A 1415-nucleotide genomic window follows, 5' to 3' on the forward strand; every position below is an offset into this window, starting at 1 on the left:
GGGTCGGCGGGACGGCGGTCGGAGTCGCCGGGGCGGTCGGCGGGGTCGGCGGGACGGCGGTCGGAGTCGCCGGGGCGGTCGGCGGGGTCACCGGGGTTCTTGCGGGCGTCGCCGGTGTCGCGGTCCCTGTCCCGGTCCTTGGACGGATCCTTGGTGTGGTCCGGGCGGTCGGCCGCGCCGGAACGGTGGTCGGCGCCGTCTCCGTGGTGGTCGGACGGGATCGGGCGGCGGTCGGAGTCCAGCGGGATGGCGAAGACGCCGTGGTCGCCGTTGTGGAGCGGCTTGTCGCTGCGGGCGCCGGTCTGGTTGTCGAGGTAGACGATCTTGCCGTTGTGGTTGACCACGTTCCAGGCGTGGGCGCGACCGTGCGCGTCCTGGGTGACGATCACCGCCTGGGAGCCGTGCCCGGACTGCCGGAGGGTGTCCTCCAGGCGGTGGAACGCCCGGTCGCCGTTGCCCAGGTCCCGGAAGGGCGCACCGAGTTGGCGCTCTGCGCGGTCCCGGCCGCCCCGCTCGCCGTCCGGGCTGCCGTCGTCGGTGCGGGCCGCCGCGGCCGTCGGGTTGCCGCTGTACGTGTCGGCGCTGGAGAGCGCCACGTCCAGGCAGTTGTTGTCGCGGCCGGGCTCGCGGTGCCCGTCGCCGTTCACCGCTCCCGGCCAGTCCCCGTACGGGTCGGGGTGGCGCTGCGGGGTGCCGTCCGGGTTCCGCGGGATGCGCCGCTCCAGCTCCTGCTGGTGGTGCTCCTCGACCCGGGCCAGGCCGCCGGGGGTGTCGTACGGACGGCTGTCGGAGAGCGGGCGCTCGTGCGGCGGCGTGTCCGCATCGGGACGGCCGTCCTGGTCGGCATGGGAGTCCTGGTCGGCACGGGAGTCCGCGTCCTGTGCCGGGTCGCGGTCGTGCTGCTGGTCGGCCCCGGTGTGGTCCTCGGGCTTGCCGGTCTCGGACTTGCCGTCCTCGGGCTTGCCGTCCTCGGGCTTGCCGTGGTCCTCGGGCTCGGGCTGCTCGGAGCCCTTGCCGTGGTCCTCCGGCCTGCCGTGGTCCGGACGGTCGGTGTCCGGGCGCGGCGCGGCACCGGTCGGGCGGTCGGTGGAAGGCCGCGGACCCGGGTCGCGCGGGTCCGCACTGCGGGGGTCTGCCGTCCGGGGGTCTGCCGTCCGGGGATCCGGGCGCGAGGGGCGGTCGGCGTCGGGCCGCGGGGTGGCGGACGGACGGTCCGCGCCGGGGCGGTCCGCACCTGGCCGGGGGCCGAGGCCGTTCGGACGGTCGCCGTGCTCCGGGCGGCCCGTGGACTGACCGGGGACGGTCGCCGGACGGGCGGTCGACGGCCCGTCACCACCGGTGCCCGTACGGGGCACGGGGCCACCCTGCCGCGGCGGGGTACCGCCGGACGGCGTCCCGGCGCCCGGCGCGCCCGC

At 77.6% G+C, this 1415-nt stretch carries 1 protein-coding gene; it reads right to left on the bottom strand.

Going from position 1 to position 1415, the window contains the following annotated elements; all coding sequences use genetic code 11:
- Window positions 1-1355 (bottom strand): toxin glutamine deamidase domain-containing protein (locus tag ABZ641_RS37280; RefSeq protein ID WP_359989015.1); only part of this gene is annotated, 1355 nt, incomplete at its 3' end.
- Window positions 1356-1415: the final 60 nt, after the last annotated feature.

The organism is Kitasatospora sp. NPDC007106, assembly GCF_040634455.1.
Taxonomy (GTDB): Bacteria; Actinomycetota; Actinomycetes; order Streptomycetales; family Streptomycetaceae; genus Kitasatospora; species Kitasatospora arboriphila.